The sequence below is a fragment of the Saccharothrix sp. S26 genome (assembly GCF_021390395.1).
Classification (GTDB): domain Bacteria; phylum Actinomycetota; class Actinomycetes; order Mycobacteriales; family Pseudonocardiaceae; genus Actinosynnema.
The window spans coordinates 1-25445 of sequence record NZ_JAJUWT010000006.1; the positions used below are offsets into that span (position 1 = coordinate 1).

Genomic DNA, 25445 nt, shown 5'->3' on the forward strand with positions numbered 1-25445 from the left:
GTCACGTTCGCGGGCCGGGGCTGCGTCGCGCGGGGGTGGTCAGGTCCGATCGGACCTGACCTTGCCCGCGACCGTCTCCGCCTCCGTGGGCGCACCGGACTTGACGTACAGCGCGGCGGCCAGCTCCCAGTGGTGCGCCGCCTCCGCCTCCCGGCCGCCGCGCAGCTCCAGGTTGCCCAGGTTGTCGTGCAGCTCGGCCTCCTCGTAGGGGTCGGGCACGCGCTCGCGCAGCGCCAGCGCGAGGTGCAGGTGCCGGCGGGCCTCGGCGAGGTCGCCGAGCTCGAGCCGGGCCCGGCCCAGGAGGTTGAGCACGGAAGCTTCGGTGTGCCGGTCCGCCAGCTCCCGGGCCACGGCCAGCGCCCGCCGCAGGTGGCCCAGCGCCGCGGCGGGGTCGCCTCGGTCGAGCAGCGCGGTGGCGAGGTGGGCCAGCGCCGTGGACTCCAGCCACTGGTCTCCGGCCTGCCGACCGGCCGCCACCGCCTGCTCGAAGTGGTCGACGGCCTCGGCGAGCCCGCCCTGCCGCAGCAGCGCCTCGCCCAGGGTGTCCAGCGTGGCCGCCTGGAACCGCAGGTGGTCGATCCGCCGGCTGAGCTCCAGCGCCCGGGTCAGCGGTTCGACGCTCAGGTCGGCCCGACCCATCCGGATGTAGGTGTAACCGAGGTTGCGCTGGGCCAGGAGGGTGCCCACCGCGTTGTCCTCGGCCTCGTGCACCGCCAGCGCCTCGCGGTAGGCGGCGACGGCCTCGTCGAAGCGGCGCAGCTCGGTGTGGGTGTTGGCGATGTTGCCCTGCACGTGCCCCTCGGCCTGCCGGTCGCCGGTGGCCCGCGCGTGCGCCAGCGCCTGCCCGTAGCTGTCGAGCGCGGCCTCGAACCGCCGGGTCATCTGGTGGGCCACGCCCAGCGCGCGCAGCATCTCGCCCTCGGCCCGCACGTCACCGCCGGCCCGCGCCGCGGTCAGGCCGAAGCGGCACATCTCCACCCGCTCGGTCCATCGGCCGCGCGCGTCGAAGAAGCTCGTCAGCAGGTAGGTCAGCTGCCACGCCGCGGTGTGCCGACCGGTCTCCGCCGCGTGCCGCACCACCGCGAGGAGGTTGGCGCGTTCGGCGTCGAGGAAGGTGAGCGCCGCGTGCCGGTCGGCGAACGGCCCGTCCGGCGTGGTGTGCCGCGGCGACGGCACCACCAGGTCGCGCCGGGGGTCGAGCAGCTGGTTCGCCCGGTGCGCCGCGGTCAGGTACCGGTCCAGCAGCCGGTCCAGCGCCACCTCCCGATCCTCCGCCCGCTCGTCGACGGTGGCGCACTGCCGGGCGAACAGCCTGATCAGGTCGTGGAACCGGTACCGGTCGCCGTCCTGCCGGGTGACCAGGTGCGCGGTGCGCAGCTCCTCGATCGCGCGCCGCGCGTCCGCGAGCGGCACCGCGCACACCGCGGCGGCCAGCCCCGTGCCGAACACCGGACCGGGGTGCAGCCCGAGCAGCCGGAAGGCGCGCGCGGCCGGCGCGCTGAGCGACCGGTAGGTGCTGGCGAACACCGCGCGCACGCTGTGCGAGTCGCCCTCGACCGACAGCACGTCGAGCCGGTCGGCCCCGGCCAGCTCGGCCACCAGCGACCCCACCGCGCCGGCCGGCTGCCCCGCCAGCTTGGCCGCCGCGATCCGCAGCGCCAGCGGCATCCGCCCGCACAGCTCCGCCAGCTCGGTCACCGCACCCGCCTCGCGGCGCACCCGTTCGGCGCCCAGGACGGTCTCCAGCAGCAGCCGCGCCTCGGCGGGACCGAGCGCGTCCAGGTGCGTGACGTGCGCGGCGTGCCGGGTGGTCAGCGCGGGCAGCGACGTGCGGCTGGTCAGCACCACGATGCTCGTCGAGGTGCCCGGCAGCAGTGGAAGCACGTCCTCGGTGGCCCGGCAGTCGTCCAGCAGCACCAGCACCCGCTTGCCGTGCAGCAGCGACCGGTAGAGCGCGGCCCGCTCGAACACCTCGGCCGGCACGCGGTCGTCCGGCACGCCCAGGCTCCGCAGCAGGTGGGGGAGTGCCTGCTCGGGCGTCATCGCGCGCCCGGAGTCGTGCCCGCGCAGGTCGAGGAACAGGTGCCCGTCGGGGAACCGGTCGGCGACCCGGTGCGCCCACTGCACGGCCAGCGCCGTCTTGCCCATCCCCGCCGCACCGGAGATCACCACGACGGGCAGGTCGTCCGCGTGCTCCGCCAGCACGAGGTCCAGCGCGGCCAACTCCGCGTCACGCCCGGCGAAGTGTCCCGGCTTGGCCGGTAGCTGGGCGGGCCTGGGCTGCGCGGCCGTCACGCGCACGGCGCCGTTGGCCGGGACGGGCAGGTCGAGCGCGGGGTCTCGGCGCAGGATCGCGGCGTAGAGCCCGGCCAGCGCCGGACCCGGGTCCAGCCCCAGCTCCTCGGCCAGCCGGCCGCCCAACCGCTGGTAGGCGTGCAGCGCTTCGGTGTGCCGCCCGCACCGGTACAGCGCGAGCATGTGAAGCTCCACCAGCCGCTCCCGCTCGGGGTGGTGCACCAGGAGGCGCTCCAGCTCCCCGACGGCGGTGCGGTGGCGGCCCAGTCGCAGCTCGGCGTCCCACACGTCCTCGACGGCGGCCAGCCGCACCTCGCGTAGCCGGTCGGCTTCGGCCAAGCCCCAACCGGTCACCTCCGCGTCGGAGAGGACCTCGCCGCGCCACAGCGCCAGGGCCTGCCGCAGCCTGGCGACGGCCTCGTCGGTCGGTGCGGTGGACAGCTGCTCGCGCGCCGACCGGACGGTGCGCTCGAACCGGTGCGCGTCCACGGTTTCCGGTGCCACCGCCAGCACGTAGCCGGGTTCCCTGGTGCGCAGCACGTCGGGCAGGCCGCACGCGCCCAGCGCCTGGCGCACCCGAGCCACGTGGCTGTGCAGGGTCCGCAGCGCGGTGCGCGGCGGGTCCTCGCCCCACAACACGTCGATCAGCCCGGCGATCGGCACCACCGAGCCGGCCCGCAGCGCCAGCACCCCGAGCAGCGCGCGTCGTCTGGTGCCGACGAGGTTCGCGACACCGAGCGGGCCGGTGGCCTCGACCTGACCGAGGATCCTGATCTCCCCCGCAGAGCCCGATGAGCCCTCGACGCCAGCCACCATCGAACCTCTTCCCGCCCCGTCGTCTCGCAGCGTACAAGGTTCGCCGCGTGGATCGATCCGCGAGAGGGAGGAACGGAGCGGCCCGGGCGGTGTGCCCGGGCCGCGCTGTGCGAGAGGGTCTACTTCACGTCGACCGACACCAGGCGCATGCCGCGCTCCTGGCAGTAGATCCGCATGTTCGCCAGGGCCGTGGTCGTCTGGTACAGGTTCGTGCTCTGCTGGAACGAACCGCCCCGGTACCGCCACACGCCCATCACGTACGAGTCGTGCGGATGGGTGCGGACGATCTGGAGCTCCCAGCCGGCCTCCTTGCGCGCCCGGTTGAGCCGGTCGAACTGGCTCTCGTTGTTCGAGTCCACGCCGCTGCCGAGGAGGCCCGACGTCCACAGCTGCCCGGCCGTGCCCTGATCCGCGCGCCACACGCCGGTGATGTCGTCGTCGGCGGTGATGACCACGTCGACCAGTCGCAGGCCCTGGTCGAAGTAGACCTGGTTCTGGTTCTTGAAGTCGGTCCAGGACGGGATGCCCGAGCGCCAGTACTGCGCACCGGAGCCGGGGCGCCACACCGCGGCCCAGTCGCCGTCGTAGTCCAGGTCGACCAGCCGCAGGCCCTGGCTGAAGTACGTCGCGTCCAGCGACTCCAACTGGTCGGTCGACAGGCCCCAGTGCACCCGCTGGGCGCCCGATCCCGGCTGCCACGTCGCGGTCACGTCGTTGCCCTCGATGTCCAGCTGCGTGATGCGCAGCCCGTCGGCGAAGTATCCCGCGTCTTTGCTTTTGAAGGTGTCCCACGACATGTTGGTCCAGAACCTCTCGCTGGCGTCCGCCGCCGACGAGCAGGTCGCGGTGAAACCGCCGTACGGGCTGGCACCCGCCTGGGTGGCCCCGGCGAGGGTCGCCGCGACGACCAGGCCGGTCATGAGCAGAGCGCGTCCGGTGCCCCGTGCGAACATTGTCCGCCCCTTTCGAGGGAGTGTTTCGGCTGAGCAGCACCAGCTTCCGGCCACGTGGTTGCGCGGCGGTTGTCGCGCTGTTGTGGCCGTGGAGGTCTCAGCGGGCGCGGCATTCGGCCGAACAGCCTGCGGCGGCCCCATGCGCTCACATGCCGCGGACGGCGAACGGCGAGGTGCCGGCGTTCAGGCGCCCGAGACGGAGTCCCGGAGCTGTTCGTGGAGTCCGGGCACGTCGAGTTGGGTCGCGATGTGATTCATGGCGTGGAGATGGTGGGCGCGTTGTTCGTCGGTGGTGACGTGGGTGAGATGGGAGTGGGTCCAAGCTTGGGAGTAGCGGTCGTTGATGGCCTCGTACAGCTGCAACGCCTGGTTGTGGAATGCGCGGGCGGCGGCGTCGTCCGACCTGCGGGACGCGATCCGGCCCAGGCCGTTCAGGGTGTTGGCTTCGCCCAGCACGTCGCCCACCTGCTTGAACAGCGGCAGCGCTTGGTGGTGGAAGGTGTGGGCGGTGGCGTCGTCCGACTCGTCGAACGCGATGTCGCCGAGCCGGCTCAGGGTGTTGGCTTCGCCGAGCACCGAGCCGACCTGCCGGTACAGCCGCAGTGCTTGGTGGTGGAAGGTGCGGGCGGTGTCTTTCGACTCGTGGGACACGACGTTCCCGAGCAGGCTCAAGGTATTGGCTTCGCCCAGCACCGAGCCGACCCGCCGGTACAGCTGCAGTGCCTGGTCGTAGAAGGTGCGTGCGGTGGTGTCGTCGGATTCGATGAACGCGATGTTGCCCAGGTCTTTGAGGGTGTTGGCTTCGCCGAGCACCGAGCCGACCTGCCGGTACAAGGGCAGTGCCTGGTGGTAAAGCGCGCGGGCGGTGTCGTTGTCCGACCTGCGGAACGCGATCCGACCCAGGTCTTGCAGGGTGCCGGCCTCGCCCGGCACGTCGCCCACCCGCCTGAACAGTGGCAGTGCCTGGTTGTAGAAGGTGCGTGCGGTGGTGTCGTCGGATTCGATGAACGCGATGTTGCCGAGGCCCTTGAGGGTGCCGGCTTCACCCGCCACGTCGCCCACCTCCCTGAACAGCGGCAAGGTCTCGTCATACGAGGCGCGGGCGCGTGCGTGGTCGCCGCGGGTGAAGTGCAGTTGTGCGAGGGCCTGGGTGATGCCGGCCCGCAGTGCGGGGTCGGTGGTGTGGGCAAGGGCGTGGTGGCCGAGTCGGTGGTCGCCGAGCCCGGTGAACCGCTGGAAGTCGAGCAGGTCCGGCACGAGGCCGGCGTAGTCGGGGATCGAGGGCACGGCCGCGTGGAGCAGGGCCGCTAAGTTGCCGAACTCCGGCACCATCTCCGCGACCGCCTGTGCGCCGTCGGCCAGTCCGATCCGCGCGGCTCGGGTGGTGAGCCGTCGCGCGGGTGGCAGGAGCAGGCGCAGGGTATCCGGGCCGGCGGGGTGATGGGCGCGGATGTGCTCGCGCAGTGGCGCGAGGCAGCGGTGGCGGTGCTCGTCGTGGTGGAGCAGGGTGCGGTGGTCAAGTTCCACCAGACCCGCCGCCATGACGTCGGGCAGGTAGAGCCCCGGTCGGTCCCGAGGCCAGCCGTCGGGCAGCAACGCGGCGGCGGACAGGGCGGTGCGCGCGTCGGGCCCCAGCCGGTCCCAGGACAGCTCGATCGAGACGGGCAGGCTGGAGGTGCGGTGGGCGCCGACGTCGCGGTGGAGCAAGTCGGTGTGCTTGGCCCGCCACGCCGCGGTCAGCATGTCAAGGGTGCCACTGGTGTCGGCGAGGCCGGCCAGCAGTGTGATCGCCAGCGGAACCCCGTCCAGTCCCGCCACCAGGTCCGCCAGGTGCGGATCCCGGTGCAGGTGCCCACCGGCCACTGCCAGGAACAACTCCACCGCCACCGGTGCCGATAACGGCCCCAGCCGCACCTTCACCGCCGGGACGACCTCGGTGGGCAGCGCACCGCGCGACCCGACCCCCACCACCGCTGTCCGCACCCCGCGCAGTTGGGCGAGGAGCTCCCCCGCACCCGTCGGGTCGGTGTCGGTCAGGGTCTCGAAGTTGTCCCACACCACCACCGCCGGCCCCGCTGCCAGGAAGCCGAGCACGCGGTTGCGCACGTGCTCGCCCAGCGCAACCCCCAGGACCAGGGCGGTCTTGTCCATCACCGCGTCGGCCGACTCGACGCCCTCGCAGGACACCACGAACCTGCGCGTCCCGAAGGTCTTCACCACCGCCGGATCGTCCAGCGCGGCGGCCAGCAGGGTCGACTTCCCGATCCCCGGCCCACCCGTGACCGCCACCCATCGATCCGAACACCACCCCCGCACCACCGCCGCGATCTCACCGGCGCGACCCAACACCAAGCCGGGCACCGGGGGAGGCACCGGAACCGATCCACCGGCCCCGGCCAGCAGGGGACCACCCACCACGATGTCCCCGCCCGCCTGGAGCACGAGCGATCTCCCCGAGGCCATCGCGCTCTGGTCCACCGCGCCCGCACCCTCGTCACGATCAGCGTCCACCGCACACCCACCCCACGTACGCCGGCCACCCGGCGACCGCTTCGCCCACGAGAACGCGGTTCCGCCCGCATTCGCAACGCACAATTGCGGGCTTCCCGATTCGGCGTCCCTCGACCATCCGTTCATGCCGCAGTACACGTCCAGTCGGTTCGGCGACGGGTGCGGCTTCACCCCGGACGTCCGAAAGGGGTCATGCGGTGGGTCACCGCAGGGGTGTCGGGGTGAGACGGTCCCCGTCGTCGATCGGGGCCTCCGGCCGGCCGGTGAGGGGCGTCGCCGGGTGCTGTAGCGGTGCAGCCAGCCGAAGGTGAGCGGTTGGGCTTCCCCTGTACAACCTCAAGCCTGAGTGCAGTGAAGACTCTCGCGTGTGGAGGCGTTGCAGCTCTCGGCGGGGCGATAGGCATCTACGAGTGACATGACGCCCTGTTGCACTCCGTGGTCACTGCGAACCACCGCCCTGGCCAGACTGCCAGTGGGTGCCCACCCGAGGCGTATGTGGGCGTACAGGTGGTGACGCACTGATCATCACACCGGACAACCGCCGCCACCCGCGCCCGCTGGTCAGTGCGCAGCCGATCGCGGTGGACGCCGTCCGGTCGTCCGCCGGAGCCGTGCGGACGCGCCCCGAACGTCGGGATCAACGGTTCTGTCGGCGCTCAAGGGCACGTGACACACGGTCTTGGTTGACATGCCAGTCAATTCAGTCGAAGCTAGCATCATCATCTCCAACGCGCATGGAGGTGGGGGAGTGACTTCGCGTTTCGAGCAGGAGGCGGTGGCGCCGGTCGTGGACTGGTTCGACCGCTACCCGCACAAGACCCGGCTCGCCACCGCCACCCCGGCGCCGACCCGCGAGTCGGTGGCCGCCGTGGCGCGGTGACGCCCCCACAGATCAACCAGGAGGAGCGCTGTGCCCGGTCAGGACAACCAGGACGAGGTTCTGCGGTGGGTCGAGCGGGTGGCCACGTTCTGCGTGGAGGAATGGGCACTCCCGCCGATCACCGGACGCATCCTGGGCCTGCTGATGATCTGCGACCCGCCCGAGCGGTCCGCGGGCCAGATCGCCGAGACGATCCGGGCCAGCCGTGCCTCGCTCACCTCGAACATGCGTTTCCTCGCCGCCATCGGGCTGGTCCGCAAGGTTCGCGTGCCGGGTGACCGCACCACCTACTACCGCATCGAGGACGATGCCTGGCACAAGGTGATCCAGCGCAAGCTCGACGGCCTGGGCGCCTTCGGCGACATCGCCGAGGAGGGCATGAGACTCGCCGGCGGCAGCGGAACCCACACCGAACGCATCCGCGCCGCCCGACAGTCCGTGACCTGGCTGCGCGACATCGCCGCCCGCAATCCCCCGCAGAAGTGAGGAGTTCTCGTGCAACGCCTGCGAGTGGACCTGGATCCGCTTCGGGAAACCCTGCTGCTCACCCTCTACGCGAGGGCCCTGGACGCCAGGCTTCCCCACCCGATCCTCGGCGACACGCACTCCGCCGACATCGCCGACGCGATCGACTACGACTTCGCCAAGCTCGAGCTCAAGCCCAGCCTCGTCTGCGGCACCGCCCTGCGCGCCAAGAAGCTCGACGAGGCGGTCCGGGCGTTCGTGGCCCGCCACCCCGACGCCGTGGTGCTCGATCTCGGCTGCGGACTCGACACGCGCGTCCTGCGCTGCGACCCTCCCGCCGGCGTCGACTGGTACGACGTCGACTTCCCCGATGTCGTCGACCTGCGGCGCCGGTTCCTCCCGGACCGGTCGCTGTGCATCGGCGCCGACCTGACCACACCGGGCTGGCTCGCCCCGCTGCCCCGCGACCGGCCGACCATGATCGTCGCCGAGGGCCTGCTGCCGTTCCTGCCCGGCGACGCCTTCCAGCGGATGACCCGGCAGTTGACCGCGCACCTCACCACCGGCGAACTCGCCATCAACGGCTACACCCGGTTCGCCGCCTGGTCGATGAAGTACCACCCGACGATCAAGGCCATCGGCATCACCGCCGCCCAGGGCTTCGACGACCCGCACGATCCCGAGACCTGGAACGCGCGCCTGACATTGGTCGAAGAGCAGCTGCTCGCCCGCGCCCCGGAAGTCGCCGACTTCCCCCGGCCACTGCGCGCGGCCACCCGCCTCATGAGCCACAGCACCGCACTGTCCCGGCAGGGCGCCCGCATACTCCGCTACCGATTCTGACCAACCCCCAACCCCTGCGCCGAACGGTTCGTCGGCACCGCTTCTCCTGGATCGCCTTCTCAACGGGAACGGGGAAGCGGCGGCGGTGATCCGACGAGAGCCGGTGCACGTCCGGCGTTCACCCGGCGCGGTCGCCGCGGCGGGCGGCCAGCACCAGCACCGGTGGTCGCCGGAGGTGCTCGGCCAGCCCGGGGTGCGTCACGACGTCCGGCACCGGCTCGTCGATGGCGGTCAGCTCCAGGCCGGCGGCGAGGAGCGCACCGATCAGCGTGGTCAGCCGCCGGTGGTGCTTGCGCACGCCCTCGACGATCCAGTGCTGGGTCCGCGGGCCTTCCGCCGCGTAGTCGTCGACCGGCCACACCGTGCCGTGCTCCGTGCGCAACCACCCGGTCATGGGGTCGGCCGCGGTGCAGACGGGGTGCTCGACCGAGAAGGCGAACCGCCCGCCCGGCCGCAGCCACCGTGCGACGCGCCGCACCAATCCCGGGTAGTCGGCGACGTAGTGCAGGGCGAGGCTGCTGACGACCAGGTCCGCCGAGGACGCGGGTAGCACGAGTTCGTCCAGGTCGGCGCGCAGCAGGCGGACCCGCGGGTGCGGGGTGGACAGCGCCAACATCCGCCGGGACGAGTCCACCGCCAGGACGTCCGCCGCTCCCGCGTCGGCCAGCCGGCGTGCGAGGGCGCCGGTTCCGCAGCCCAGGTCGACGACCGCCGCTCCCGCCACGGGAGGCAGCACCCGTGCCAGCGCGGGGACCTCGACGGCGTCGTTGATCGCGGTGGCCGAACCCCGCAGCAGGCGGTACCCCTCGAAGAACCGGTCGTCGTCGTACAGGTCGCGTCCTGCCGTGCTCACAGGTACTTCCGGAGGTCGTCCACGTCGACCAGCGGCAGACCCCAGCGCAGCGCGGCGACTTCCAGGTCGGCGGCCCTCGCCATGGTCCCGTCGGGGTTCATGACCTCGCAGCACACCCCGACCGGGGGCAGACCGGCCGCCACGCACAGGGCGACGGTGGACTCGGTGTGGCCACCGCGCTCGGCGAGCCCTCCCGGACGCGCGGCGAGCGGGAAGACGTGGCCCGGCCCGATGAAGTCGCCCGGAACAGCGCGCGGGTCGGCGAGGCGGCGGACGGTGGCCGCGCGCTCGGCCGCGGACACCCCGGTGCCGGTGCTGGCGGCCAGGTCCACCGGGACGTGCGCGCGGGTGCCGTGCCGGTCGCCCGGTCCGGGGATGGGACCGATCTCCAGCCGCTCCAGGACCTCGGGCGCGCACGGCACCGTCGGGTGACCGCAGACCCGGGTGAGCAGGAAGGTGAACGCCTCCGGGCGCAGGTTCGCCCCCGCGAACACCACGTCGCCCTCACCCTCCAGGTCGGGGTCCCACACCACCACCGCACCGCCGGCGGCGAGCTGCGCGACGGCCTCCTGCACACCGCGAGCACCCGAGCGGCGTCCCGCCCACGGCAGCGCCGCGACCGCTTCGGTCACCGCACGTCCGGGGTCGGCGGGCCAGCGCCGCGCCAGGCGGGTGACGAGGTCGGGTTCCAGGTTCACGCGATCACCGGCCGCCAGGTCGCCGAGCGTGGTGTTCTCCACCGTGACGGGGACCAGTGCCACGGAGAAGCGGTCGCGGGACACGTCGGCGACGGTCAGGCTGACCCCGTCGACGGCGATCTGTCCTTTCGGGACGACCAGCGGGAGGAACCGCTCCGGCGGCTTGATCCACAACCTCCTGGCGGTCGTCTCGTCATCGACCCGGACGACCTTGCCCACCGCGTCCACGTTGCCCTGCACCAGGTGACCGCCCACCCGGTCGCCCAGCGCCAGCGGCGGCTCCACGTTGACCCGCGCGCCGGGCGCGATCGAGTCCAGTGTGGACCTCCGCCGGGTCTCCGGCGACAGCACCGCGGCCAGGACGCCCGGGGCCCGCTCGTCGTGGACGACGGTGAGCCCGACGCCGTTGAGGCAGATCGAACCGGGTGCGACGGTGGCCGTGCGGGGCGCGCTGACCGCGATGTCCGCCCGGTCGACGGCCAGCACCGTGCCGACCTCGTGGATGTGTCCGGTGTACATGTGACTCCGCCTCTCGACCGCGGGAGGTCGGTCCTCACCGCGTGCGGGAACAGGGGCCGCGCCAACGGGCCCGAGCAGAGGCGGGGTCTCACCGCGTGGCCTCGGAATCGCACCGAGTCGTCCCACCGTGACCGGCGGAACCGGTGGGCTCTCACCACCGCACCTTGGAATCGCACCGAAACCCTTATACCACCGCCCGGTGGTCGAGATCAACGTCGTACACGCCCACGAGGCTGATGTGATCATCGAACCCGTGGGCCGTGCGCATGGTGCGCGTGTGCTGCCCGCCTGCGGTGGCGCTCGGTTCGACGTGGGACACCGCGCTGGGGGTGGACCTCCTGCTCGCCCCCGGCATGACCACCAAGCGCTCACCGCTGTGAGGGCGCAACTTCGAGTACCTGTCCGAGGACCGAGCTGCGCCGCCGCGCCTGGTCGGTCAGGACCGGGCGCGGTGGGCGTTGTCGACGATCGCGTCGATGATGGTGGGCCACGCGCCGGGCGGGAGGTCGTGCCCCAAGCCGGGGACGAGCACGAGCCGCGCACCGCTGATCGCGGCCGCGGTCGCCTCGCCGCCGGAGTGGTGGCACATGCGGTCCGCCGTCCCGTGGATGACGACGGTCGGAGCCGTGATCAGTGCGAGCTGGTCGGTTCGATCGCCCGCCGCGCGCACCGCCCGGTACTGCCGGCGTCGACCCGCGCGGTGGTCGGGGTCGCGGCGGAACGAGAGCGCGGTCGCCCGCCTGATCTCGTCGACGTCCTGTTCGAAGCCGGGGGAGCCGATGTCCCGGAACAGCCGCACGCGCCGCTCGACGGCCTGCTGTTCGGTGCGGGCGGGCCGGGAGAACAGGTGGCGCAGCAGGCGCGCGGAGGTGCGACCCTTGCCGCGGCGGCCGGTGGTGGACATGAGCGAGGCGAGGCTGAGCACGCGTGACGGGTGGAGCGCGGCCATGACCTGGGCGATCATCCCACCCATCGACGCTCCCACCACGTGGGCGCGCTCGACGCCGAGCGCGTCGAGGAGCCCGACGGTGTCGGCGGCCATGTCGGCCAGCGCGTACTCGGCCTCGGGCAGGTGCGTGGAGCGGCCGGCGTCGCGGTTGTCGAAGCGAACGACGTGGAAGCCGCGCTCGGCGAGCCGTCGGCAGAACTCGTCGGGCCAGTGCACGAGCTGGAACCCCAGGCCCATGATCAGCAGCAGCACGGGCCGCCGCTCGTCGCCGAAGGTCTCGTAGCAGAGCTCGACGTCGTTGGCTGGAGCGATTCGTTCCGCGGCGCCGGCCGGGTGGTCCTGCATCGATGTTCCGCCGTTCAGGGTTGAGTGCGACCGCGGCAGTCGACGCCCTCGGGCACGTCGTGCCGCGCGGGGAGAACCGGGGTCGTGGTCGTAAGGTCGTCGAGACCGACGTTGGCCGGGGTGGTGTCGGTCATGCCGGTGTTCCCCCGTTGCGCCCGGTGGGCGGCGTAACGGGAGGTGAGGTGCCGCACGGCTTCACTCCTTCGTCGGTCGGCGGCGCGCGGTCCGTCCGCGTCGACGTTGGTCGTCGTGCGGAGGAGGCCCTCTCCGGGGCTTCGTGCCGGCTCACGGTGTACCACCCGGTGTTGCCGTCGGTCGACCGAGTTGCACGAGGCCGGGTGGGCAGGTGGCTCGCGGACTCCACGGCGGGATCGTCACGACCCCGGCACCGGCGGCGAGATGCAGGCGAGCCCGGCCAAGGTCGCCAGTCGGTCGAGGTCCGTGCGGATCAGGCGGTTGCCACGCCGGACCAGCTGTTGCAGCGTGCGCTGGGCCAGCCAGGCGTAGCGGATGTCCTCCGGGCCCGCCGCTTCGACTTCGAGCAGGGCGAACACGGCATCACCACCGTCGCCGCGCACGGCCAGCGCGTGCGCCGCGGCGAGGTAGTGGCGTGCGCGGTGGTGCACGGCGCGGGTATCGGGCACGGCGGTGGTCCTGGCGAGCATGGCGGCCTCATTGAGCCGGCCGAGCCGGGCGGCGATCCGGATGGCCGCGGTCGCGAGCTCGTTCGGGCCGATGCCGGCCGTCACGAGGCCCACCACCGCAGCACCCGCTCCCGGTCCGCCGCGCCCGGCCGCCAACGGCACCGCCACCACCGAGGCCACCGCCCACGCGGTCGCCGCACCGGCCGCGACCCGGACCGCGGCGCAGGCGTCGGCGGCCAGTCCTCGCCCGGTCCCTGCCGGCACGACGAACACGACGAAGGCCAGCGCACCGACCGCCACCACCGCCCCCGCCTCGGCGGTGAACCGGACCAAGCCGAACAACCACGACGCCACCCGCCCGGGATCGGTGTCGCCGAGCACCCCGTGCACGTCACCCGCCGCCGCCACGACGAACGTGACGCACGACACCGCGATGCCCGCCGCGAGCACGGAGGCCCTGTCAACCCTCACGACTGCACCAGTCGGGCGAAGGAGACGCGGAGTTCGGCGGAACTACTCCGATCGTCATCCGACTAACTGGACGAGAAGCCGTCCCCGATCAGAAGCGACGTGTTCGATGTCACGCACAAGCCGTCAGAAAAACCGCAACATCTTGGCCGCCCGGCGCGGTCCGTCCCTCAACGTCATCCTCACCGGAGCCGTGGTCCTCGTCGCGGTCCTGGTGATCGGCGGGGTGCTGGTGTTCAACCGGTCCGACGAGGACGGCACCGCGTCGAACGCGGCGCTGTTCCCAGCGGGCGCGCACACCCTGTCCAAGGTGGAGGGTGACAAGGTCACGCTGGTGGAGTTCCTGGACTTCCAGTGCCCGGCCTGCTCCTCGTACTACACCAACATCACCAAGAAGCTGGAGCAGGACTACCGGGGACGCATCACGTTCGTGGCTCGCAACTTCCCGCTGGAGATGCACCCGCTCGCGGTGCCCGCCGCGCGGGCCGCCGAGGCCGCCGGCAAGCAGGGCAAGTACGCCGAGATGTACCACGCCCTCTACGACAACTTCGACCAGTGGGCCGTGGAGGGGCAATCCACCAGCTCCGACGTCCGCCGCGCGACCGCGGAGTTCGAGGAGTACGCCACCGCCGCCGGCCTGGACCTGGAGCGCTTCCGCACCGACATGGCCTCGCAGGAGGTCCAGTCGATCATCGACCGGGACGTCACGGACGGGACGGAGGCCGGGGTGAACAGCACGCCGACGTTCTTCCTCGACGGCGAGAGGTTCCAGCCCACCGGGCGCACCGTCGCCGACATCGACCGCGAGCTGCGGGCGAGGATCGACGCGGCGCTGGCCGGATGAGCCGCCGACTCGCCTGGCTCTACGTCGTCGGTGGCGGTCTCGGCCTGGCCGCCGCGGCGGCGCTGACGCTGGAGAAGATCGCCAAGCTGCGCGACCCGGCCTACATTCCCACCTGCTCGCTCAACCCGGTCGTCTCCTGCGGGTCGGTCATGGACAGCCCGCAGGCCGCCGCGTTCGGCTTCCCCAACCCGCTGATCGGCATCGCGGCGTTCGCCGTCGTGGTCACCACGGGCGTCGCGGTGCTGGCGGGCTTCGACCCACCGCGCTGGTACCGGATCGCGCTCAACGCCGGCACCGCGTTCGGGTTCGTGTTCGTGCACTGGCTGATCGTCGCGAGCCTGTACGACATCCACGCCCTGTGCCCCTACTGCCTGGTCGTGTGGATCGTCACCATCCCGCTGTTCTGGTACACCACTTTGGACACCTGGCCCGCGCTCGCACCGCTGCGCCGCCTGCACAGCGCCGTCCTGGCGTTCTGGTACGCGCTGATCGCGAGCCTGGTGCTGCACGCCTTCTGGGACTACTGGACGAGCCTGCTGTGATGGTGCCCGCGGTGGACCCCCGGTGTTACCCGGGTTCGACGTCGAGACCGCCTTTGACGCTGATGGAATGCGCGAGACCCCCCACGTGCTCGCCCTGCCACCGTGTTCCGGATGATCGGCGACCACTCCTCATCGTCCGAACGCGACACGTCAGCCTGCGTGCGGTCGCCTTGGACGGCGTGGCGCTGGACGCCACCACCGCGTCAGGCGTGCGCGACCCGCCGCACCGCGCGGACACCGCCGGCAGCCCCGACCCCGACGTCCAACGGCAGTGCGCGCCCTTGAGCAGCACGGACAACGCGGTCACGAACACCCTCTCCCGTCGAGAGCGCACAATGCGCCCGACCGGAGGTCGTTCACCCGACCGGATCAGTTCCCGACGGTGCCCGGAAGATCGGCCCGTCGGTGGCGTGGAAGATCATCCCACTTCTGTGACCCCGTCACCCGTGGCGCGGAGCAGGTCGTCGCGGGCACGGGCGACGCGGGAGCGGATGGTGCCTACCGGGCAGCCGGCGACCTCGGCGGCTTCGGCGTAGGGCAGGCCCAGGACCTGGGTGAGCACGAGGGCTTCACGGCGGTCCGGGTCCAGGGCGTCGAGCAGCATGTTGAGCTCGACGGCGTCCTCGAAGCCGGTGTCGACCGCCTTGCGGTCGGCCTCCTGCGCCCAGTCCGCGCCCGAGGACAGCCGGGGGCGGGACTGGGCCATGCGGATCTGGTCGACCACGACGCGGCGGGCGATGACCAGCAGCCACGTGCGGGCCGAGGAGCGACCGGCGAAGCGCCGCAGGCTGGGCAGGGCGCGGGCGTAGGTCTCCTGCGCGAGGTCGTCGGCCAGTTCGACGTCGGCCAGGTGGGCGACGAAGCGCCACACGTCCCGCTGGGTGGCGCGGACGAAGCGCTCCAGGGCGTCCCGGTCACCGGAGCGCGCGTCGAGAGCCCAGCGCGTCACCTCGTCGTCGAAAGCTTTCACGATTCCGGATCGTAACCACACGGTGTCGGGAACTCGTGAGCCGAATGGAGCGACTAGTGGTGTGTGGACTGCCAATCCTGCCGTGAAGCGCTCTCGGCCCGCCTGGACGGCGAGGCCGAGCCCGTACCCACCGCCGAGACGGACGCGCATCTGGCACAGTGCACCGCCTGCACCCGCTGGCAGGCGAGCGCACAGGCCCTGACCAGGGCCATCCGAGTCCGACCAGTCGGGCCGGAGCCGGACCTGGTCGAGGCTGTGCTGGCCGCCGCCCCACCCCGCCACACCGCCCTGACCCCACGCCTGGCCCTGGCCGCGGTCGCCATCGTCCAGCTGTGGCTCGCCCTGGCCCAGCTGCTCTCCGGTGCCACCGGCGGGCACGGGATCTCCACCCACCTGTTCAACGAGGGCGCGGCGTGGAACCTCGCGCTGGGCATCGGCCTGCTGGTCGCCGCCGTGAACGCGCACCGCGCCGCCGGGCTGCTGCCGACCCTGGGCGGATTCGTCGCCGTGCTGCTGGTCTTCTCCGTCAGCGACTTGCTCGGCGGCACCGCGACCCCCACCCGAGTCGTCTCCCACCTGCCCCTGGTGGCCGGTCTGATCCTGCTCTACCTCGTCGCCCGAGCCCACCGGGAGCCGACTCCGGGCACGCCCGTCAAGCACGAGCACGACGACCTCCACCACCGCGACCACGGCGGTGACCAGGCCACCCCGAGCCCTGACGGGCGTCACGGGAAACCGCGTCACCTGCGACCCACCGCCCACCACCGACGAGCCGCCTGACCCCACGGACACGCCGGGGCTGGTCCACTTCCACCGCCCCGGCGTCGCACACCGCCGCGATCACCCGGGCCGGCCGGGCACCCCTTCGCCCGGCCGGCCCGGGCCCTCCCGGCCACCAGCCACCGCGGTCGTCGGGGCATTCGGTGCTCCCGTAGCGGATCGTTCCCGGTGCGACCCGGGTAGCCACCGCCAAGCCGCCCATCTCCCGGCCACCCGGGCCGAAGCCCGCGGCGAGCTCGGCGTTCGCGCGGTCAACCCGGCCTCGACGCTGTCAGCCGTGCACCCGGACCAGGGGGATGACGCCGCCCGCGGCGGCCTGGGCGCGGTGCAGGGCGAGTTCGGCGGTGGGACCCTCGGCGAGCACGATGCCGGTGCAGGAGCGCTGGTCGGTCAGGTGTTCCAGCAGGTCGCCGGGATCCGCGGTCGGGTACCACTCGGGGTTGCCGGGCAGTCCGGACAGGCGGTCGAGCCCGGTCCAGCCCTCCAGCACCCCTGCCTGACGGGGGTAGAGCGCCACGAACCCGGTCGCCGGGCCGCCGCCGGTCGCGCCGTCGAGCAGCTCGGGTCGTCGGCCCAAGGCGATCTGGACCATCGCGTCGTAGGCGTTGGTGCCCAGTGCCCGGCAGAGGGCTTCGCCGACGAGGGCGCCGCCGATGCGGGCGTTGATCTCGACCACCTCGGGGCCGGCGGTGGTGAGGACGAACTCGGTGTGCGCGAAGCCGCTCTCGTGCCCGGCGGCCTTGAGCACGCGGCCGATCCAGTCGTCCAGCTCGGCGAGGTCGGCCTCGGGGAGGACGACCGGGAACGCGGACGCCTCCTCGCGGCGCGCGGGTTCGGGGGACAGCACGCGGCTGAGCACGCCCAGCAGTCGGGTCTCGCCCCGCCAGGAGATGGTCTCGGCGCTGTAGAGGGGGCCTTCGAAGTACGGTTCGGCGGTCAGGACGCCCTTGAGCGGGGTGTCGGCGGCTTCGCGGAGGGCGGCGTCGCGCTCTGCGGGGGTGCGGCACACCCAGACCGCCCGGGAGGAGGTGCCCGCGGAGTCCTTGACCACCAGCGGGAAGTCCTGCGCTGTGGCGGGGTCGAGCGGTCCGGAGCGGCTGAGGCCGTGTGCGTGCAACCGGGATCGGACGGCAGCCTTGTCCCGCAGCACGCGGACCGCGGCCGGTGCCGGTCCGGGCAGGCCCAGGCGGGCGGCCAGGTCCGCGCCGGGCAGTGCCCAGGTGTCGGTGGAGCTGATCAGCCCGGCGAGCTCGGGCAGCTCGCGCATGGCCCGTTCGCAGGCTGTGACGTCGGTGGTGTCGATGTCCACGACACGTACGCGGTCGCCGCAGCGGGACAGTTCGTGGCGGTAGATCGAGCGGTCACCGGTGAGCAGCACCAGGTCGTGCCCGGCGGTGCGGGCGGCGTCGGCGAGGCGACCGAGGCCGAAGGTGAGGGCTTCCAGCAGCACGATGGTCACGGCACGGGGTCCTTCCTGAGTTCCCGGGGGCGTTCCTGCACGGGCAGGACCGGTCCGTACGACCGGCGTGCCCAGTCGATCGCGGACCACGGCGGGGTCAACTGGTCCAGCGAGCCGATCTCCACCGGCGCGAGGGTGGCGGGGTCGAGGGCCTCGCGGTGGCGGGTGAAGACGCGCTCGGTGTAGCGGTGGCCGGTGTCCGCTCCGATGACCACGTGGGTGCGGTCGGGGTGCCGGGCGGCTTCCCAGGTGGCGACCAGGTGGGCCGCGCCCGTGGACAGGCCGGCGAACACCGCGTGGTCGCGCATCAAGCCGATCGTGGCGGCCATGGCGTGCTGGAAGTCCAGCCAGTGGATGCGGTCGTAGAGGTGGTGGTGGACGTTGTCGAAGCGGATGGCGCTGCCGATGCCCGCGATGATGGCGTCGGGGTCGGTGAAGCGCTCGCTGCCGAAGGTGACGCTGCCGAAGGGCTGCACGCCCACCAGCCGCGTCAGCGGGTCGCGTGCGCGCAGAGCGCGGGTGAGCCCACCGGTGGAGGCGCCGGTGCCGACGCTGCCCACCACGGTCAGCGCTTCGCCGGGTAGCGCGCGGCGCAGCAGGTCGGCCAGTTCGGTGTAGCCGAGGTGGTGCACCGGGTCGTGGTACTGGCGCATCCAGTGCATGTCGGGGTGGTGGGCGAGCAGTTCCCGGACGCGGGCGACCCGGCGGTTCTGGTCCAGCCGCAGGTCGTCGGAGGGCGGCATCTGGTCCACGGTGACGCCGAGGATCTCCAGCTGGGCGCGCATGGCGTCGTTGACGGTGGTGGAGGCGACGATGTGGCAGCGCAGGCCGTAGCGGTGGCAGGCCATCGCCAGGGCGAGCGCGTAGATGCCGCTGGAGCTGTCGACGAGAACCTGTCCGGGGCGCAAGACTCCGGAGTCGAGCAGGTGGCGCACCGCACCGAGCGCGGCGTACACCTTCAAAGTCTCGAAGCGGACCAGCACGGTGTTCGGCGACAGCCGGATCAGGGAAGGAGCCTTGACGGCGTCGGTGATGTGCTCGTGGACCGGCGGGACCACGGCGTTGGGGTCGGACATGGTCCTCACCTCCCGGCCGGATGTGCGCACGGGGCTGCTGTCGCCGCCGTGGGGACCGTGGTGCGGGTCAGGGTCATGATCGAGCCCTTCCGGACGTGGGGCATGTCGTCGAGCGGCGGCGGCGAGGAGGGAGGCGCTACCGTGCGCGCGGTGGCGGATCGATCAGGCCGGCCCACCGGCCGCACCGCCCCCAGTCCTACTGGTCGTCTGCGGGGTCTCGCTGGTTCCCCGGGCGGTGGAATTCGGGTGCGGCGACTCGGGAACTCCCCTCCGCCGCGCAGCGACCAGTTCCGCGCCGGGCTCGTGGACCGGCCGGTGCGGAAGGCGACAGGAGCACGGAGGCTGTGCATGGGCTGGGGCGGTTGATGGGCACCGGGACGCCTCCCCGCACGGGAACCCGGAAGCGCTACCTAAGCGGCGTCACGGGCGCCCAGGTCGCGTTGCTGGTGGGCGGTTGCCTGGTCAACGTGGGCACCTTCGCGGTCTACCCGTACCTCGCCGTGCTGCTGCGCGACCGGCTCGGGGTCGGGATGGCGCAGGTCGGTGTGGTGCTGGGAGCGGCAACGTTGGTGCAGTTCGCGAGCGCGCCGTTCACCGCGGCGTTCGCCGAGCGGATCGGGTTGAAGCGGTGCCTGCTGCTGGCCACGGTCGTGTACGTACTCGGTGCGGTGACCTACCTGGTCGGGGCCGACGATCCCGCGCTGACGGTGCTCGCGCTGTTCCTGAGCTGCGGCGCCGGGGCGCTGTATTCGCCCGCCTACCGCGGTTACCTGGTGCACTCGGCGACGGTCGAGCAGCGCCCACGGTTGCTGTCGTCGGGCAACGCGGCCGGCACCTTGGGCATCGCTCTCGGCCCGGTGGTGGGGGCGTTGTACCTGCACCAGCCGGGCCGGTTGTTCACGATGACCACCGTGCTCTACGCGGTGCTGGTCGTGGCGCACGTCTTCCTGCGCCCCGAGCGCACCGCGGCGTCCGAGGTCGAGCCGTTCCGGCGGGTGCTGCGTGGGCTGGCAGGGCTGCCGTTCGCGGTGACGGTGCTGACGCACTACCTGTACATGCAGTTCTACCACTACCTGTCGACCTTCGTGGAAGGCCGCGTGCCCACGGCGGTCTACGGGGTGGTCATGATGGGTTACTCGCTCAGCGTGGTGGCGGTGCAGCCGTTGGTGGCGAGGAGGGTGGGTCAGGTCGGCTACCCCGTGGCGATGGCGGTCGGCTTCTGCGGCATGGCCCTGGGAATGGTGGCCTTCACCAGTGGCCGGGTGATCGGTCTGGCGGCGGGTGTCGCGGCGATGGCCGTGGGCACCGCGGTGCTGTTCCTCAAGAACGACCTGGAGGCGCTGGCGGGGTCGACGCGGTCGGCCACCGTGACCTTCGGGCAGCAGCGGCTGGCGGTCGGCGTGGGTTCCCTGCTGAGCGGTGTCGTCGGCGGCGCGGTGTACGGGCGGTTCGAGGATGCGGGGCTGCTGCCGGGGTTCTGGTTGGCGGTGGCCGCGCAGTGCCTGCTCCTACCACCGCTGGTGCTGGTGGTGGCGCGCAGGCGGGCCAGGAAGCGGTGATGGGCCGGGCAGGGGGACATTCGCGTCACGACGTCCCACTGCCACACCCTGGACCCTGCGGGATCACGAAGTCGGTGTCGTGGGCTTCTCGTACACGGTGACGTAGTCGCCCTCGGCGCGGTACGGCTCACGGTGCCGGCCGCACCACCGGTGCACGCGTCGCGGCCCCGCCAAGCGAGCCATGAGGTCGAGTTCGCCGGGCCACGCGTGGCGCATGAACGCCGGCGCCAGCTGATCAGTCCGGCCAGGCCCCGCACCGCGTCGGCGGGGTCGTGCACGGCGTGCCACTCGTCGTAGACGTCGGCGTTGAGCTCGCCGTAGGTCTCCGGTCCGGAGCTTCGCCTGAGGTGTCCTCCCCAAGAGCCGTTTCCGGAGGTCGGGGGTGGGTGCGCAGGCGTGCGACCGCGTTGTCCTCCCAGCCCGGCACTCGAAGCCCCGTCGTCGATCGTGACCGGAGTCGCCTGAAGGCTGCGCGTGTCGGACGGCCACGGCACGTCCAACAGGTCGCTCGGCTGATCGGTGAAGTTCCCGCTCCGTGCGGAATCGGCGCGGCCCCGTGAGTTTCCGCGATCTCTCCGGGAACCGGACGGGGGTGCGGCACGACTTCTACGGTGGTGGCCGGTTTCCGGCGGTCGGAGCTGGAGGAACAGGTGCGCGGTGTCGATTAGTGGCGCGGGTGTCGAAGACGCGGTCGAGGATGAGGCCGTCGCACCGGCACGCGGAACCCGGGTGCGTCGACGGGTCGGGTACGTGGTGGGGCTGTTCGGGCTGCTGACCCTGCTGCTGCTGGGCGCGGTGGTGGTGCTGATCGCGCAAGGTTCGATCGCCATCCCGATCGGCGATGTCCTGCGCGTCCTGACCGGCCAGGAAGTCGGGTCCGCGGTCAACCGCACGATCGTGCTGGACGCGCGGCTGCCGAAGGTCGTCGCCGGACTGCTGGCGGGGGCGGCGTTGGCGGTGGGCGGGGCGCAGATGCAGACGCTGTTCCGCAACCCGCTGGCCGACCCGTTCGTGCTCGGCGTCAGCTCGGGAGCGATCCTCGGTGCCGCGATCGTCATCCTGGGCACCAGCGGCGTGGGGTGGTTGTCGGGCCTCGGGCTGGTCAGCCAGCTCGGCGTCACCGGCGCCGCGGTCGCCGGGGCCGCCGGGGTGCTGCTGATCGCCCTGGGCATCGCCCGACGGATGGGTGACCCGGTGGTGGTGCTGGTCGTCGGCGTGATGCTGGGCTACCTGGCCGGGGCGGTGGTCGACATGCTGGTCTATTACACCGATCCGGACCGGTTGCAGGCGCTGGCGACGTTCACCCGCGGCTCGGTGCGCAACGTGACGTGGAACGAGTTGCAGGTCATCGCCGTGTCGTGCGCGGCGGTGCTGGTGTTGTCGGTGTTCCTGGCCCAGCCGCTCAACGCCCTGCTGCTCGGCGACCGCTACGCCGGCAGCCTGGGGATCAACGTGCGGCGGGTGCACTTCCTGTCGTTGGCGAGCGTGGCGGTGCTGTCGGGCATCACCACGGCGTACTGCGGTGCGATCGGGTTCGTCGGCCTGGCCGCGCCCCACCTCGCACGTGGGCTGCTGCGAACCTCGGACCACCGGCTCGTGCTGCCCGCGAGCGCGCTGATCGGGGCGGTGATCGTGCTGGTGGCCGAGTACGTGGCCGGTGGCAACGGGTTGACCCGGACCTCGCTGCCGCTGAACTCGGTGACCGCGTTCGTCGGCGCGCCGGTGATCCTGTGGGTGCTGCTGTCCGGCCGGGCGAGGAGGCAGGCGTGACGACCGAGAACCCCCGACCGGCCCTTCAGGCGGTCGCGCTCGCCGCGGGCTACCGGCGCCGTCGCAGGCACCCCGCGGTCACGGTGTTGCGCGACGTGCACCTGGCGGCCAGGCCCGGTGATCTGATCGCGTTGATCGGACCCAACGGGGCGGGCAAGTCGACCTTGCTGCGCACTCTGGTGGGGGCGCAGCCGCCGCTGGCCGGTCACGTGCTGCTCGACGGCCGGGACCTGGCGACCCTGTCGCCGCGGCAGCGGGCACGGCGGCTGGCGGTCACGCTGACCGAGCCGGTCGACGTGGGGCAGATGAGCGTCGAGGCGGTGGTGGCGCTGGGCCGCATCCCCTACCGCTCGTGGGTCGGCAGGGAAAGCGGGCGCGATCGTGCCGCGGTGGACCGGGCGCTGGTCGACGCCGGGGTGGCCGACCTGCGGGATCGCCCGTTGACCGACCTGTCCGACGGTGAGCGGCAGCGGGTGATGGTGGCCCGCGCGCTGGCCCAGGAACCCGCGGTGCTGGTGCTGGACGAGCCGACGGCGTTCCTGGACGTGGCCCGGCGCATCGAGTTCGCGGCGATGCTGACCCGGCTGGCCGCGACCACCGGTGCGGCGATCGTGCTGTCCACCCACGACCTGGGGTTCGCGCTGCGCCGCGCCGACCAGGTGTGGCTGGTCGGCGGCGATGGCACGGTGACCGCCGGCGCGCCCGAGGACCTGGCCTACGGCGACGCGGTGACCCGCACGTTCACCGGCGAGAACATGTCCTTCGACGACGCGGCGGCCACCATCGTCGTCGCCGACGACACCAGGCCGGGGGCCAACGTGCGGGTGGTCGCCGACGGGCGGCTGCGGCAGTGGGCCGAGCACGCCGTGCGCCGCGCCGGGTGGGAACCCACCGCGGACCCGTGCGACCACGTCCTGAGCATCGAGCACGGCGCACCGTGCCGCTGGCACGTCAACGGCGCGCGGGGCGTCGGCTTCGAGTCCCTGGTCGCCCACCTCCGCGGCCGCACCGCGACGCTGCCCGAAGACGCGCGGACCGGGTGACCGCCCACCGGCCGACACCCGTCTCCACCACCGGACCCACCACGTACCAGCAGGAGAGCGCCACCGTGAACACACTCATCCGCTCGGCCGTCGCGCTGCTCGCGCTGCCCCTCGCCCTGGCCGGCTGCGGGGGATCGAGTCCCGGCGCGTCGGGCGGCCAGGCAGGCGCGCAGGACTGCGTCACCGACTACGCCGAAGGCCGGGACTACTTCCCCGACAAGAGCACCGTCACCGAGTCGGAGTTGTGGAAGATCAGCTACCACGACTCCTACAAGACGATCACGCTCACCGACACCGAGAACGCGGCCGGTCCCGAGCTGAAGTACGTGCTCTACCAGTGCGGCACACCCCAACCGGAGGCCACCGGCGACCTCGAAGGCGCGCTGGTCGTGCAGGTCCCGGTCACCAACGTGTCGGTCACCTCGTTCAACGCACTCGCCATGGTCGACCGCCTGGGCAAGAACAAGAGCATCACCGGGCTGAGCGGTCAATTGCTGGGCAACGCCGAGAAGGACAAGTGGTACGCCGGGGTGGCCGAGGCCGCCGGGAAGCCGATGTCGATCGGCGAGTACACCGACCTGAACAAGGAAGCCGTGCTCGGCCTGAAGAACCAGGCCATCTTCATGTCCGGGTTCGGCAAGGGCTTCGACGACATCAGCAACGCCCGCGCCGCCGGGATGCCCGGGGTGAGCGTGTCCAACCGGTTGGAGCGCCACGCCCTGGCCTCCGCCGAGTGGATCAAGATGGTGGCGGCGTTCTACAACGCCGAAGCCGCCGCCAACACCGAGTTCGACGCCATCAAGGCCAAGTACGACCAGGTCGTCTCCACCGTCTCCGGCAAGATCGACAAGCGCAGGGCGGGCTACCTCTGCATCGCCCCGGAACGCGGCTGCGAGTTCCTCCACGGCCACGGCGCGGAAACCCTCGTAGGCCGCCTGCTCACCCAACTGGGGGTGGACAACGTCTTCGCACCCGACAACCCGGCGCCCAACGGGCAGCCCTACGACTTCGAGAAAGCGGTCGGTACCGCGGCCGACGCCGACTTCTTCATCGTCTACGACCCGATGAAGATGGTCCGCGACACGCTGACCGCCGACCCGCGCACGAACCAGTTCCGACCCTTCCGGGAGAACGACTTCATCGCCGGGGTCGACGACAACTTCGAGGAGTGCCGCGCCAAGACCTACCTCGACGTCGACGTGCTCATCCGCGACTTCGCCATCGGACTCGCACCCGACCTGTTCCCCGGCGCCAAGGGCACGTGCTTCGCCCGCGCCTCCTGAGGCCCCGGGGCCGCCGGGCACCGCGCCCGGCGGCCCCGGCTCGTCGTCTCAAGCGCGGGTGCCCCGGACGATCAGCCGACGTGCGTGGTTGTCGTAGGGGGAGCAGTCGAAATCGCCGAAGCACTCCACATCGGTGAACCCGACCTCCTCGAACAGCGCCCGCAGCTCGGCGGCGCTGTAAAGGGTCGAGTAGAGCGACGTGCGCCGCACCTCGTCCCCGCGCACCCAGGTCCAATCGCTGCGCAGGCGCGTCCAGTCGTCCAGGACGGTGTCGCGCATGAACACCGTGCCGCCGCCGACGTCCACCGCCTGCGGGCGCCCGACCCACCCGGCGAAGACCTCCTTGCCCATCACGTCGACCAGCAGCCGCCCACCGGGGACGAGGCTGGCGTGGGCGTTGCGCAGCACCGCCAGGTTCTCACCGGGGTCGGTGAAGTAGCCGAACGACGTGTACATGTTGATCACCAGGTCGTACGCGGCCCGTTCGACGTGCTCGCGCATGTCCGCCCGCACCAGCCGCGCCTCGACCTCCGCCGCCGTGCACGCCACGCGGGCCCGCGCGAGCATCGCCTCGCTCAGGTCCACCCCGGTTACCACCGCCCCGCGCCGGGCCAGCGGCACGATGTGGGTCGCCGGGCCGCACGCCAGGTCCAGCACCCGGTCGCCGGGGGCGACCTCAAGCAACGGCGAGGTGGCAACCAGGCGTTCCGCCTCCGCCGCACGGCGCGGCGGGAACATCACCTCGGCGAACCCCACCCAGAGGTCGTCATCCTCATACCAGCCCATGCCGCTCCAGCCGCTTCGTCCTCGTGCGGAATAGCACCGCTCCAGTCCAATGGTCGTCGGCGAAGGCCCGCTGGTTCCCGACACCGGGGAGCCC

The 25445-nt window shown here is 72.2% G+C and carries 22 protein-coding genes; 10 read left to right on the forward strand and 12 right to left on the reverse strand.

Annotation, left to right across the window (positions count from 1 at the left end; genetic code table 11):
• Positions 1–39 precede the first annotated feature (39 nt).
• From LZG04_RS10630 to LZG04_RS42425, 3 genes are all read right to left on the reverse strand, one after another.
• The gene (locus LZG04_RS10630) at positions 40–3108 is read right to left on the reverse strand and encodes a BTAD domain-containing putative transcriptional regulator (protein ID WP_233815663.1); all 3069 of its coding nucleotides are present in this window, start codon (positions 3106–3108) and stop codon (positions 40–42) included.
• 122 nt (positions 3109–3230) lie between these two features.
• Positions 3231–4064 (reverse strand): hypothetical protein, encoded by an 834-nt coding sequence (locus LZG04_RS10635; RefSeq protein WP_233815664.1) that lies wholly within the window; start codon positions 4062–4064, stop codon positions 3231–3233.
• A 183-nt stretch (positions 4065–4247) separates the two neighbouring features.
• Positions 4248–6575: a tetratricopeptide repeat protein gene (locus tag LZG04_RS42425; RefSeq protein WP_308199036.1), complete on the reverse strand. Its 2328-nt coding sequence runs from the start codon at positions 6573–6575 to the stop codon at positions 4248–4250.
• A gap of 748 nt (positions 6576–7323) precedes the next feature.
• On the opposite strand from LZG04_RS42425, the gene LZG04_RS41615 reads away from it, so the two are divergent.
• The 3 genes from LZG04_RS41615 to LZG04_RS10655 are packed head-to-tail and all read left to right on the forward strand — an operon-like array spanning position 7324 to position 8763.
• A complete protein-coding gene (locus LZG04_RS41615) occupies positions 7324–7455 on the forward strand; it encodes a hypothetical protein (RefSeq protein ID WP_267935992.1) in 132 nt (43 codons plus the stop codon).
• A gap of 30 nt (positions 7456–7485) precedes the next feature.
• A complete protein-coding gene (locus tag LZG04_RS10650; RefSeq protein ID WP_233815665.1) occupies positions 7486–7941 on the forward strand; it encodes a GbsR/MarR family transcriptional regulator in 456 nt (151 codons plus the stop codon).
• Between the two features lie 9 nt (positions 7942–7950).
• A complete protein-coding gene (locus LZG04_RS10655) occupies positions 7951–8763 on the forward strand; it encodes a class I SAM-dependent methyltransferase (protein ID WP_233815666.1) in 813 nt (270 codons plus the stop codon).
• A gap of 118 nt (positions 8764–8881) precedes the next feature.
• On the opposite strand, the gene LZG04_RS10660 is transcribed toward LZG04_RS10655, so the two are convergent.
• The 5 genes from LZG04_RS10660 to LZG04_RS10680 form a co-directional block, all read right to left on the reverse strand.
• Complete coding sequence (locus tag LZG04_RS10660; protein WP_233815667.1) at positions 8882–9616, reverse strand: trans-aconitate 2-methyltransferase; 735 nt, start codon at positions 9614–9616, stop codon at positions 8882–8884.
• Positions 9613–10833, reverse strand: coding sequence for a riboflavin synthase (locus LZG04_RS10665; protein ID WP_233815668.1), 1221 nt, complete (start codon positions 10831–10833; stop codon positions 9613–9615). Before LZG04_RS10665 ends, LZG04_RS10660 begins: the two co-directional genes overlap by 4 nt.
• A 436-nt stretch (positions 10834–11269) precedes the next feature.
• Positions 11270–12127 (reverse strand): alpha/beta fold hydrolase, encoded by an 858-nt coding sequence (locus LZG04_RS10670; RefSeq protein WP_233815669.1) that lies wholly within the window; start codon positions 12125–12127, stop codon positions 11270–11272.
• Positions 12128–12141: 14 nt separating this feature from the next.
• Positions 12142–12318 carry a hypothetical protein gene (locus LZG04_RS10675; protein WP_233815670.1) on the reverse strand — a complete coding sequence of 59 codons (177 nt, stop codon included), beginning with the start codon at positions 12316–12318 and terminating at the stop codon, positions 12142–12144.
• Positions 12319–12501: 183 nt separating this feature from the next.
• Positions 12502–13242, reverse strand: coding sequence for a hypothetical protein (locus LZG04_RS10680; RefSeq protein ID WP_233815671.1), 741 nt, complete (start codon positions 13240–13242; stop codon positions 12502–12504).
• A gap of 106 nt (positions 13243–13348) precedes the next feature.
• On the opposite strand from LZG04_RS10680, the gene LZG04_RS10685 reads away from it, so the two are divergent.
• Both LZG04_RS10685 and LZG04_RS10690 read left to right on the forward strand, forming a co-directional pair.
• The gene (locus LZG04_RS10685) at positions 13349–14083 is read left to right on the forward strand and encodes a thioredoxin domain-containing protein (RefSeq protein ID WP_233815672.1); all 735 of its coding nucleotides are present in this window, start codon (positions 13349–13351) and stop codon (positions 14081–14083) included.
• Positions 14080–14625, forward strand: a complete 546-nt coding sequence (locus tag LZG04_RS10690) for a vitamin K epoxide reductase family protein (protein ID WP_233815673.1) — start codon at positions 14080–14082, stop codon at positions 14623–14625. The genes LZG04_RS10685 and LZG04_RS10690 overlap by 4 nt, the downstream gene beginning before the upstream one ends.
• A gap of 418 nt (positions 14626–15043) precedes the next feature.
• Here the strand turns inward: LZG04_RS10690 and LZG04_RS10695 are convergent, their stop codons facing one another.
• Positions 15044–15598, reverse strand: a complete 555-nt coding sequence (locus LZG04_RS10695) for a sigma-70 family RNA polymerase sigma factor (RefSeq protein ID WP_374202806.1) — start codon at positions 15596–15598, stop codon at positions 15044–15046.
• 60 nt (positions 15599–15658) lie between these two features.
• Between LZG04_RS10695 and LZG04_RS10700 the strand changes: the two genes are divergently transcribed.
• The gene (locus tag LZG04_RS10700; protein WP_233815675.1) at positions 15659–16375 is read left to right on the forward strand and encodes a zf-HC2 domain-containing protein; all 717 of its coding nucleotides are present in this window, start codon (positions 15659–15661) and stop codon (positions 16373–16375) included.
• A gap of 271 nt (positions 16376–16646) precedes the next feature.
• Here the strand turns inward: LZG04_RS10700 and LZG04_RS10705 are convergent, their stop codons facing one another.
• Both LZG04_RS10705 and LZG04_RS10710 read right to left on the reverse strand, forming a co-directional pair.
• On the reverse strand, positions 16647–17834 hold the full coding sequence (locus LZG04_RS10705) for an ATP-grasp domain-containing protein (RefSeq protein WP_233815676.1): 1188 nt from the start codon (positions 17832–17834) through the stop codon (positions 16647–16649).
• Entirely contained in the window at positions 17831–18910 is a 1080-nt protein-coding gene (locus LZG04_RS10710) for a cysteine synthase family protein (protein WP_233815677.1), read from the reverse strand. Before LZG04_RS10710 ends, LZG04_RS10705 begins: the two co-directional genes overlap by 4 nt.
• A gap of 365 nt (positions 18911–19275) precedes the next feature.
• On the opposite strand from LZG04_RS10710, the gene LZG04_RS10715 reads away from it, so the two are divergent.
• From LZG04_RS10715 to LZG04_RS10730, 4 genes are all read left to right on the forward strand, one after another.
• Positions 19276–20469 carry an MFS transporter gene (locus LZG04_RS10715; protein ID WP_267936061.1) on the forward strand — a complete coding sequence of 398 codons (1194 nt, stop codon included), beginning with the start codon at positions 19276–19278 and terminating at the stop codon, positions 20467–20469.
• Positions 20470–21198: 729 nt separating this feature from the next.
• The gene (locus LZG04_RS10720; RefSeq protein ID WP_233815679.1) at positions 21199–22239 is read left to right on the forward strand and encodes an iron ABC transporter permease; all 1041 of its coding nucleotides are present in this window, start codon (positions 21199–21201) and stop codon (positions 22237–22239) included.
• The gene (locus LZG04_RS10725) at positions 22236–23282 is read left to right on the forward strand and encodes an ABC transporter ATP-binding protein (RefSeq protein ID WP_233815680.1); all 1047 of its coding nucleotides are present in this window, start codon (positions 22236–22238) and stop codon (positions 23280–23282) included. Before LZG04_RS10720 ends, LZG04_RS10725 begins: the two co-directional genes overlap by 4 nt.
• 65 nt (positions 23283–23347) lie before the next feature.
• Positions 23348–24565, forward strand: a complete 1218-nt coding sequence (locus LZG04_RS10730) for an ABC transporter substrate-binding protein (protein WP_233815681.1) — start codon at positions 23348–23350, stop codon at positions 24563–24565.
• 48 nt (positions 24566–24613) lie between these two features.
• On the opposite strand, the gene LZG04_RS10735 is transcribed toward LZG04_RS10730, so the two are convergent.
• Complete coding sequence (locus tag LZG04_RS10735) at positions 24614–25351, reverse strand: class I SAM-dependent methyltransferase (RefSeq protein WP_233815682.1); 738 nt, start codon at positions 25349–25351, stop codon at positions 24614–24616.
• Positions 25352–25445 lie beyond the last annotated feature (94 nt).